Origin of the sequence: Pseudoalteromonas sp. MB41, assembly GCF_020966275.1 — a bacterium.
In the GTDB taxonomy this organism is placed as follows: Bacteria; Pseudomonadota; Gammaproteobacteria; order Enterobacterales; family Alteromonadaceae; genus Pseudoalteromonas; species Pseudoalteromonas lipolytica.
In genome coordinates this window covers 44920-55233 of the sequence record NZ_JAJJZF010000028.1, presented here as the reverse complement: position 1 = coordinate 55233, position 10314 = coordinate 44920, and the positions used below count along the sequence as shown (strand labels likewise).

11 protein-coding genes and 1 pseudogene are annotated in these 10314 nt (G+C 42.3%); 2 read left to right on the top strand and 10 right to left on the bottom strand.

Features of this window, described 5'->3' with window-relative positions; genetic code table 11:
• Positions 1-361: 361 nt before the first annotated feature.
• Both LPA49_RS19275 and LPA49_RS19270 read right to left on the bottom strand, forming a co-directional pair.
• Positions 362-1633, bottom strand: a complete 1272-nt coding sequence (locus LPA49_RS19275; RefSeq protein ID WP_230237502.1) for a HipA domain-containing protein — start codon at positions 1631-1633, stop codon at positions 362-364.
• A 2-nt stretch (positions 1634-1635) separates the two neighbouring features.
• The gene (locus tag LPA49_RS19270) at positions 1636-1911 is read right to left on the bottom strand and encodes a helix-turn-helix domain-containing protein (protein ID WP_199530303.1); all 276 of its coding nucleotides are present in this window, start codon (positions 1909-1911) and stop codon (positions 1636-1638) included.
• A gap of 230 nt (positions 1912-2141) precedes the next feature.
• Between LPA49_RS19270 and LPA49_RS19265 the strand changes: the two genes are divergently transcribed.
• Positions 2142-2441 carry a hypothetical protein gene (locus tag LPA49_RS19265; RefSeq protein ID WP_036973809.1) on the top strand — a complete coding sequence of 100 codons (300 nt, stop codon included), beginning with the start codon at positions 2142-2144 and terminating at the stop codon, positions 2439-2441.
• A gap of 193 nt (positions 2442-2634) precedes the next feature.
• On the opposite strand, the gene LPA49_RS19260 is transcribed toward LPA49_RS19265, so the two are convergent.
• The 6 genes and pseudogenes from LPA49_RS19260 to LPA49_RS19235 all read right to left on the bottom strand — a co-directional run bounded on the left by LPA49_RS19260 (position 2635) and on the right by LPA49_RS19235 (position 7650).
• A complete protein-coding gene (locus LPA49_RS19260; RefSeq protein WP_230237501.1) occupies positions 2635-2799 on the bottom strand; it encodes a hypothetical protein in 165 nt (54 codons plus the stop codon).
• A 382-nt stretch (positions 2800-3181) separates the two neighbouring features.
• The gene (locus tag LPA49_RS19255) at positions 3182-4378 is read right to left on the bottom strand and encodes a low temperature requirement protein A (protein ID WP_230237499.1); all 1197 of its coding nucleotides are present in this window, start codon (positions 4376-4378) and stop codon (positions 3182-3184) included.
• A gap of 74 nt (positions 4379-4452) precedes the next feature.
• Positions 4453-4780, bottom strand: a pseudogene (locus tag LPA49_RS19250) (transposase); the annotation flags it as partial.
• Complete coding sequence (locus tag LPA49_RS19245; RefSeq protein WP_036973807.1) at positions 4780-5787, bottom strand: zinc-dependent alcohol dehydrogenase family protein; 1008 nt, start codon at positions 5785-5787, stop codon at positions 4780-4782. The gene LPA49_RS19245 and the pseudogene LPA49_RS19250, both read right to left, overlap by 1 nt.
• 22 nt (positions 5788-5809) lie before the next feature.
• On the bottom strand, positions 5810-6817 hold the full coding sequence (locus LPA49_RS19240; RefSeq protein ID WP_036973806.1) for a zinc-dependent alcohol dehydrogenase family protein: 1008 nt from the start codon (positions 6815-6817) through the stop codon (positions 5810-5812).
• 74 nt (positions 6818-6891) lie between these two features.
• Positions 6892-7650: an SDR family oxidoreductase gene (locus LPA49_RS19235; protein WP_036973805.1), complete on the bottom strand. Its 759-nt coding sequence runs from the start codon at positions 7648-7650 to the stop codon at positions 6892-6894.
• Between the two features lie 159 nt (positions 7651-7809).
• Between LPA49_RS19235 and LPA49_RS19230 the strand changes: the two genes are divergently transcribed.
• The gene (locus LPA49_RS19230) at positions 7810-8703 is read left to right on the top strand and encodes a LysR family transcriptional regulator (RefSeq protein WP_036973804.1); all 894 of its coding nucleotides are present in this window, start codon (positions 7810-7812) and stop codon (positions 8701-8703) included.
• Between the two features lie 38 nt (positions 8704-8741).
• Here the strand turns inward: LPA49_RS19230 and LPA49_RS19225 are convergent, their stop codons facing one another.
• Together LPA49_RS19225 and LPA49_RS19220 are read right to left on the bottom strand one after the other, a co-directional pair.
• On the bottom strand, positions 8742-9020 hold the full coding sequence (locus tag LPA49_RS19225) for a hypothetical protein (RefSeq protein WP_036973803.1): 279 nt from the start codon (positions 9018-9020) through the stop codon (positions 8742-8744).
• A gap of 314 nt (positions 9021-9334) precedes the next feature.
• Positions 9335-10285, bottom strand: coding sequence for a hypothetical protein (locus LPA49_RS19220; RefSeq protein ID WP_036973802.1), 951 nt, complete (start codon positions 10283-10285; stop codon positions 9335-9337).
• Positions 10286-10314 lie beyond the last annotated feature (29 nt).

The window sequence follows — 10314 nt, the reverse complement described above, 5'->3', positions numbered from 1 at the left end:
AATAGCAAGAATAGCTTGGTCTGTAATGACCACGAAGAAGCCTTTTGAAATTAGAGTTTAAGTCAGTTTGCATATGATAATTAATGATGACAAAACGGTTAGACCACCAGATTGAAGACCTTGTGGACAGTTCAGCAAGAAAAATGCTTTCTCGTTTTTGAGGACAATCTGGCGCAGATCTCATCGTAGAGCTGGGACTAATGTTAGTCTCTAATAGACTCTGAATACATTAGCGCAAACCATCTCCGTTATTTTAGTTATTAACTTGCAAAACGGGGCGTACCATACATTCTGTCCAAAAACAATTTTGGGGCTCAAATGATTTGGTTTCTCATACTTCAACTTACTTTAGTTGATGCAACTAGCTAATTCTTAACCTTTCCACCATTTCATTTAAAACTTTATATTGTATTTCCCTTAGCATACGTAACTCTACAGCGCGTGTAGGAGTAGTTGGCATTTCTAGGACTTCTTTGTAAAGAATCTCAAATACACCTTGAATGTTTTTAACCATGGAATCTAAGTAAGTTGCAGCTCCCTTGTCTGGCATGCCAATTTCATTTGCAAAAGCCAAAACATCATCTCGCCTTAATTCATCAAATGTTTCTTTTCCATTTATCGGTATTGATAATTTTTGCTCAAGTGGTTTAGTCCCTTCTTGCACATATATTATCGTAGACAATAAATCATAAAATGGTGTCAGCTGTGGATCCCCATCCCCATAATAAAAGCTAATATTTTTTAGGTGTGCATCACCGTTTCCTATAAGAAAATTAAAAATAACCCAGCGATATAGCTTTATTGTATCTTGTGCCTTAGTCCGAACTTTGCCCAATATCTTCTTATAAATTTCAACAGTTGAAGCTGCATATTTAAAATCTTTACCAAAACTCAATAGTTGACACGCATCAATAATGTGTCGACGCTCTTGATTCGGGTATTTACCATACCGGTCAAATCTTTCAACTAAATAGATAGGCTCAGGTACATACAATAACTCCACTTTTGGTACATCTATACCCATCATTTTAGCAAGCCTCATAACAAACCATTCATTACAAGTCGTTTGCCAATAATCATCAGGCTCTGAATGATCTGGTTTCAATATATGAGTGGAAGGCGTACCTGCATTACCTTCAAAAAAATCAGAGCCTTTTTTTATAACTAGCATTTTATATTGTGCCCCAGCGAGTGACATCCTACTACCTTGTCTCTTATTCAATGGTGCTTTAGGGAGAGCTTTTATCCTCTCTGAAAGAGCAGATAATTCTAGAGGCTCAGCACTTGGATCTGGCAAGACACCCCCCTTAGGCAACATTATTAAGGCACCAGCGGACTCAATACCTGACACTTCTAGTAATGCAAATGAATCGTAGTAGTCAACTTGCGCATCTTTTGCTAATAATTTGCGCGCGTTTTCTTCGGGTAAAAGATTATCAAAAAAGCTCTGAACAGGACGTTTAGTACCTGTGTCTAACGTCATTTCATTTTGAATTGGTATATCCGGTGACAAGGAGAAGTTTTTATCTGAGTTAACCCACTCTTGTGAATATTCAAATGCCCAAAAACCATTCACATCCTTTAACTCACCCATTTTTTTTGTACTTACAAATACTGTGAGCGATCTATCCATTATCAAACTATCTCACTAATGCGTTTGATTAGCTTCTTTTGCGCTGAAGTATCTGATGGAGGCAGCGCGAAGTCTATTTTCATTTCAATACCAAGTGACTCCATCAAATCAAATAACCTGCTAACGGACAATGAACCACTCCCCTTTTCAAAGTCACCTACCGTATTGATACTATTACCCGAAAATTCTCCAATTGTTTTTTGGTCTAACCCTTGGCTTTTTCTAACAGCTGATATTAATTTACCTAATTGCTTTGCTGAACTAACAGATATTTCCATTTTGATCACCAAAATTCACAGATATTTATGAATAATAGAGGGATATAATCAACAGGGCAACAAATTCACAATACTTAGTGAAAAACCTAGAGTTGCAGTAAAAAAAGCAAAAATTCATAATATTTTGTGAAAATTTGAATTCATATAGATACTACAGATTGACTAGATAGACTCACAAGGAATAGAATAATAGGTAAAATTTAAGAAGGAACTTAAATAGGTTTTTATGTATGACCAAAATCAAAATTAATAAAATTAGAAGTTTATCCCATCTAATGGTTTTATTGCTTGTTACTTTTGCATTGATGCAAATTTCCACATCATTAACAATATTTACCTCAATTCTTGTTTTTATCTATTTGGCGTTCATTCTTTCCTCAACAGTTAAAGCTTATTCCCAAGGAATTTATTTTAAAGCTTTCAATACAGAGAAGTTCTATTCAGCAGAAGAGATTAAAGAAGGTGCAATTCCATTTCTTCTATATTACTGGAACGACAAAAATAGCTCATTAAAGTCATTATTCAAATGAAGATAAAGTGATCTAATCCAGTAAAACTGGACACTACATTAAGCTACGTTTAATTTAATTGTTCAATATTTAAAGTGCCACCAGCGAAACGTACAATCCCTTCCTTTTTCTGAAGCTCGTTACATTGACCCCGGTATTCTATGAAATTATCCAGAAGTTCAAGCAAGTATAGCTTGAAGCCAGATTCGGTGACCTAATCAAAAATCTCATCTTCAAGAGTCCAAGATGTTCCGCTTAGGCGGTCTTCGTCATCTTCCGCACGAAACACTCCCTCACCCGGCACCTTCACAATGTCAGGGTGTTGTTTTGAAAGCATAGCCAAGCGAGTAGATTCAAAGTTTGGATCGAAATTAGGCATTATTAATTTTCCTTTTATCATAAATTCGATATATGTCAGACTATCAGCTTTTCCTTTTGCAGCAGCCTCCTAAGTCTGAAAATAGTAAAAAAATCAGAGCAAATTGCGCACACGCTGAACAGAAAACATAAGAGGCACAAAGTGCCAAATTGATTACCTTAAGGCACATTACGTTCATTAAAGTAACCAGAATAGAACATTATTGGCTCAGTTATTTTAGAAGGGGCACGCCATGCGGGAGGACGCACGGCTAACTGAGGACGAAGCGCCGACGGACAATCACTGATCACGAAAACAAAAAGGCCGGCTTAATGAGCATAAGAAGAGCGCATCAAATCCCTGACGGCTATCTGTCAAATTGCATGGGCATAGCCATGTTCCATCACAGCATTTTATCAGACCGGCGCGTATCTCTTACCGCTAGAAAAATCGGCACACCAATCTGCGAGAACAGCGCTAGGACCCAAAGCCCGTTGCTGACAATCGACGGTACGAGGGGATGAAAGGCTAGCGCAACCAGCGCCATGACAATGCCGAACAGCCTCAGACCGGCGCTATGGTAGTTGTCGGCGGCATCAGCCACAGTTCGACGCAGCGCCCATAGCGAAGCTAAAAAAACCGCAAGGCCGACCGAGCCAAGCGCGGCGTAGCCGGGCGGATAAGGCTCCCACAGGCCGACGTAGACTTCTCCGGCCAGCGCAACGCCAATCGTCACCGCACTCCACAAAATCGCGATGTGAGCAAGCCAGTATCTCAGAAGCACGGCACTGGTGCGGCTCTTCGGTTTTGCATTGCCGGCGCAGTCGAAATAAGTCCAGGCCAGCGCGAAGAGGGACAAGCCGCCCATGGTCACATTGAACATCGTACCCGCGCTGACTTTGTAGACGCCCTTGTCGGCCAGCGTGACCACCAGCTTAAAGAAGCCTTCACCCAGCAAGATCAACATCAAAAGGCCGAAGCGCTCCGAGATGTGTCCGAGTTGAGGCATAAAGCGTTCGAAGCGGAGCGTGCCTACGCGCGGCAGCATGTACTGCAGCTGAATTGCTGCCACGCCGGCGGCAAACACCCAGTAGGCGACCGGTGTGGGCAAAAAAGCCGACAGTGCGAACACCCCGGCCAACACGAAAAAATTCCGCCCCTGTTCCTGCGCCAGCGTATTGCCCGCGTTGTCGGTACAGCGCGCCCGCCAGTAAAGATAGGCCGTCAGCGCCCGATTCAACGCATAGCCCAGCGCGAAATACGTCCAGCCTTCACCTCCCACGTCGGGAATTGCCGCCGCGATGGTCATCATCGTGACAATCTTAAGTGCCATCACCACTCGATGCGGCATGTCCGTGGAGATATACAGCGAATTATAGACCGAACTGTCTGCCCAGGCATAGAAAATCGCCAGGAACATTCCCGTAAACACCCAGAATCCTTGCCACCCCAGATGATGGGACAGGTAATTCCCCAGAATGAAAATTGTCACTACATGGACCAGATCGAAGAAAAGTTCCACCCAGTGCACGTGGTCGTGGGTTTCATCGACATCCATGTGATGGCGTGGTCGCCGCCAGAGAAGATCGTTAATTACCATACACTACCCCTTTGTCTTATTGTTCTGGCGGGGGTTCTCCCCCGTTTCTACGGACGGTTTAAAATGTTTGTAAACTACCTGTCTTGATTAGCTACTCTAAGTCGCATTCTTGGATTATGAAACCGCTCGATGTAAAAAAGTATATCGGCACAATGACCGACAGCACTCATGCTCCCCAATAAGTCGTTGCTTTTTTAAATACCGTTGATAATTGCCGCTGGTAAATTGCGTTCCACGATCCGAATGCAGTATTGCCTGTGTCGCTTCAGGACGTTGCCAGACAGCCATCTCCACCGCTCGCAGAACCATTTTTCTATCCTGTCGGTGATGTATTAACCAGCCTACAACGACATGGTTAAACAGATCCAGCACAACACACAGATAAAGTTTTCCTTCATCTGTTAATCAAGTACGACCACTATTTTACCAATCTGCTGATTTGACCCCAGATAGTGATGAGCTGCTACTATCTCTTCAAATTTAAAGCTTCGATCAATGACAGGCTTGAGTGTTCCTTCGGATAAACCCGAGTGGATAAATTGCTTTGCTCTGCGAAAACGCTCGATGTCTTTTATAACCTCAGTAAACACATACCCCCTAACTGTCAGACTTTTACGAAGTGCTATTTTTAAGGGAAAAGGAGTTGTTTCGGGACTTAATGCTCCGTGTACTATTATTGTTCCTTCAGGGCTCATTGCTTCAGCAATTTCAGCTATCTGCGGCCCACCGACAGCATCAAATGCGATTTTTAAATTGTTTGCTCCCAAGATGCTTTTCAAGCTATCCAGTAGCGGTTCTTCTTGGGTTGCAATCACATGGGCCGCGCCAGCCTTGAGCACAGCAGCCTTTTTAGCTCCTGTTAGAGTTGTAGCGATAGGGATACCTCCCAGAGAATTCACAATTTGAATCGCAGCCAATCCAACACTGCTCGATGCGGCGGTTATCAGTACTGCATCGCCTTTTTGCACGTTAGTAATTTCGACCAAAGCGCCATAAGCTGTCAGGTACTGCATCCAAGCTGCTGCGCCTTCAGCAAAGGTTAGCCCTGCTGGTTTGAGTGCCACATATTCACTTGGTACGACAATCTCTTCTGCGTAGCAGCCATTCTGAGAAAGCCCCATCTGAGGGACAATGCAAACCTCGTCCCCAAGGCGTAAATGATCTACCTCTTCCCCGATTTCAATGACTATCCCGGATGCTTCATAGCCGATTCGCGAAGGGAAGTCAGCCTTTTCTATATAGTTGCCTCGCCTAAACATGGCATCAGCACGATTGAGGCCAACAGCTTTGACCGCAATACGAACATCAGTGGCCTGCAAACTTGGACTCGCCAGCGAGTCAATAGTTAACACCTCGGGACCACCTAATTCATGGAAACGAACAGTTCGAACTAGTTTTCTTGGGCTCATATGCATCCTCAACAATGACCTTTTAAGCAATTACATCAATAACTACTTTACCCATGGACCCCAACTCTACGGCATTATGTGCATCCATTGCCGTGTCAAGGGAAAAGCGTAACGGATCGAGTAGTGGCTTAATTTGTCCAGCTTCAACGAGAGCCGTAATTTGCCGCAGAATGTCGCCATGATGTTTGCGCCCCTCTCCGCTGAGCTGTGGGTGTAACACAAAAATCGCTGACAATGTTGCAGAGCGCAATGACGACGGTGCCAGATTATGTGAGCTGAATGCAGCACAGCTTAAAATATGTCCATAATGTGCAATGATACCTAATGAGGCATCGAGTACAGAGCCACCGACAGTGTCGTAAACGATATCGAATCCTTTGCCTTGGGTGTATGCGTCCACGTAGTCAGCAGGGCTTACAGTGTGATAATCAATCGGCGTGGCACCAAGCGCCTTGAGCAGTTCTTGTTTTCCAGTCGATGCAGTGGCATAAACGTCGGCACCTAAGGCCTTAGCAATTTGCACAGCTAAATGTCCAACTCCGCCAGCTCCACCTTGGATAAGGATTTTCTGGCCCGCTTTAACATTCGCCTTGTCAACCAAACCTTCCCAAGCGGTAAGTGCAACCAGAGGTAAAGCCGCAGCTTCACGCATGGACAAATTTTTCGGTTTGAGAGCAAGTAACTCAGCATCTACGTTGGCATATTCAGCCAGTGATCCTTGCAATCCTCGCACTCCGCCAGTCAGACCATAAACTGCATCACCTACTGCAAAGTCGCTGACGCCGTCGCCGATAGCAACAATTTCTCCAGCTAAATCGGTGCCAAGTACTGCGGGTAATTCCGGCATGGCATAAGGAGCGATACCTTGGCGGATCTTGTAATCAATAGGATTGACTCCACTTGCAAATATTTTTACTTGCACCTGACCTGCTGATGGCGAGGGTAAGTTAATCAGGGCATCCCGGAATGCTGTACCCTCTTCATAGCTATCTAATACCAAAGCACGCATTTGTCTGTTTAACGCTGTCATCAATAACCTCACAAACTGAATATTCAGCGGGTGGTTAAATCACCCGCTGGTTAATAGGTCTTTTATTAAACGAATTAAAATTCTTGAACAGTTGGGCGCAGAACAATCTCGTTGATATCCACATCCGCAGGCTGCTCAATTGCGTATGCGATAGCACGAGCAACAGATTCAGATGGAATTTCATTTTGCTGATAAAAATCTTTTACAAAGGCTGCACCCTGAGTATCTGAACTTCCATGTTTTAATTCAGATTCGACTGCACCTGGTGAAATGATTGTTGAACGAATTTTACCCCCAACTTCATGGCGTAAGCCTTCGGCAATAGCGCGAACAGCGAATTTGGTTCCGCTATAAACCGTGCCGCCGGGACTGAATACTTTGACACCCGCTACGGATGAAATATTGATAAAGTGGCCTGTTCCCTGAGCCTGAAAAATCGGAAGCGCTGCGGCTACTCCATACAGCAGACCTTTAACGTTGATGTCAATCATGCGATCCCATTCGTCAACTCGAGTCTCAGCTAACGGTGCAATAGCCATTAACCCTGCATTATTGATAACCACATCAACTTTACCGAAGCGCTCTTGTGCAAGATTTACAAGGGCCTTCACTTCGTCCTGGCTAGTCACATCTGTCGCTTGAACCGCAACTTTTCCGCCTGCTGAGCGAATGTCAGCAGCAATAGCTTCAAGCTTCTCGATACGGCGGGCACCTAACACTACTGACGCACCAAGACTAGCCAGATATCTTGCTGTTGTTTCGCCTAAACCGCTGCTACCACCGGTGATAACAACGACTTTACTGCTGATGTTGTTTGCTAAAACACTGCTCATAGTTAATATCCTCAAATCAGTTGAATGAATGACTCTGTCTAAATAACAAACAAATTATTACTTACCTTCCGAAATTAATAAATGGAAAAGTTTTAATTTCACAATTCCTAAAAATGGAATAGTATTAATGTATTCATATCAAAACTGAATGTGACTGTGATGCTTAACAGATTAGAAATGCTCCGGATATTTTGTACCGCGGCTGAGTCTCGCAGCTTTAAAGAAGCGGCTAACCGTCTGGGAATTTCTCCTCAGGCAGTGACACGAGCAGTGAAGGAGTTAGAGCAATTACAAGGGGAGCTTTTATTTCATCGAAATACTCGACACATACAAGTGACTATAGTTGGAGAAAAATTTGCTTTGATAGCAAAAGAACGCCTGCGCGCTGTAGATGAATTGTTTCAAACAAGCGCCCCTAACTCGGGTAATGAATTACAAGGGCGGGTTCGTATCGCAGCGCCTGTTGGTTTTGGTCATAAATGCTTAATGCCAGTATTACTGGAACTCTCAACAATACATCCTCAATTGGATATAGACCTGACACTCAGTGACGAGCGCGTGGATGTCGTTGACGAAAAAATAGATATCGGGATTCGTATCGGCTTCATGAGGGATAGTCGATTTATTGCCCGCCAGCTCACCAAAATTAATATGTATGTCGTGGCTTCGCCTGACTTAATAAATAGAGTGGGAAAGCCTGCGTCTATTGAAGATCTAAACCACTTGCCGGCTACAGGGTTAGTAGATCGCAATACGGGAAAGCTTTGGCCATGGGTTTTTTCCATGGACAGACAGTGGACCCCATCCATAACACGTTTTCGAAGTGCCGACACCGAAGCTGAATTAATGGCTATACAAAATGGACTGGGGTTTGCTCAAATTCCTGACTTTTTGGTCCAAGACTTATTACGCCAAGAGAAACTTGTGAGAGTGTTAGAAGAAGTCGAGCCGGTGCCTTGGGATTTATATATTTATCGCCCTCAACGTGGTCCAGTACCACAACGTATTCGATTGGTTTTTGATCACTTGGTGTCAAGATTGAGTGACCGCTAATGGCACATAAGTAATATTCATAAAGTGCGAATACTACATTAGCTCACTTGACTGCAAAAACTGTAACCAATGTCTTCAGGATGATACAAGCGAACTATCACACCGCTTAGGTTTTCTGGGTCGTAAAACACATCATCCAACCAAAGGTGCAAAGCAAACGTAATGCGATTCACCCATGGCAAAATTTTAATGTGCGACTGGCTTATAACGTAATCAAGTAAGGGATCAAATACACCATATTCGCTAAGCAACACTGGTACTTCAATCAATAAACCTGAATTATCTGTTTTAACTTGCGCAAGAACTTTGTCTAACATGGTAACTAAACCAATTAGTGCGGGTGAGTTTTAGTAGATTAATATAAGAAGTGCTATTGATCTAATGAACTGAGATCTAGTTTTTTACTTTATCTAAGATAGGAATTAGTACAGATTAGTATAGTTTTGAATACTATAAATAAATCTTATATTTCAAACAACAACTCAGAAAAATAAATTTACCTAAGGATAAGAAATGAAAAAACCGGCCTAAAAAGGCGGCAATTTCGCCCAGACCAGTGTTCGTAATACCAAACGTGGAGCATTGGACAGTGATATATTAAAAAACCTACTAAATTTAACAGTAAGTAAATTTACAACTTAGTATCAAGCGGTAATTCGGTGAAGCTCATGTCTTTTAAGTGATAATCGTATAAGTATTTACCTTTGTCTTTAGGGTTTTTGTAATACTTTTCGTTGTATTCACTTTTGTTTTCTTTTTCCCATTCCTCAAAAAATACGTATCGCAGTTCGCTAATATCCACACCATCATCAAAACTTTGCCCAGTAATAAATTTATGTACTTTACCTTTGTGAATAACTAAATGAGAACCTGCATATATTCCCCAGCTGTAATCCCAATTACCTGACCCTAATTTCCTTGGGTGATACAAGTAAACATCATCCCCAATGTAATCGCTCATTAAATACAATGAAACAAAATTTCCATTTGCTTCAAAGATTACATATGCAGATTTACTTTCTTGATCATATGAAGAAACTTTTCCAAGTCCAAGGTATTGACCGCAGCGATTTATAACAAGAGTCAAATTTTCACATTGATTTTTATTTTTATAGGTTATAATCCGCTGAGTATTTGTTGTCTTTTCAGACTCTATTTCAAGCCCTTTCATAAAAGCAATCTCATCAAGCTTTTGTGAAGCTCTAGCAATAATACCTTTAGGATTTTCAATTGTTGATTGGTCGACATTATCAACTTTAACAATAAATTGAGCGCTATTAACTAATGGCTCGTTTTCAATAATGCTATCATTAATAGCTGTACTGGCTGCTCCAGCAAAATCTAACATTAACAACTGACCTATAGCCATTGCACTCGAACCTGGTACTTTACGAGTCCCTGCATCACCGTCAGCACTGTCCATAAACTTATTACTGCCAGCTAAGCGCATTGTTGTTTTTGCAAATGAGTCATCCTCATTTGCTTGAAAGCTATCAAACACAATTGGCTCTTTTGTTGATGAACAAGCTGATAAAGTTAATGCCATAACTGAAGCTAAGGCTATTTTAGTTATATTTTTCATAGATTTCCTCGTTTGTCCCGAAAGTGTCT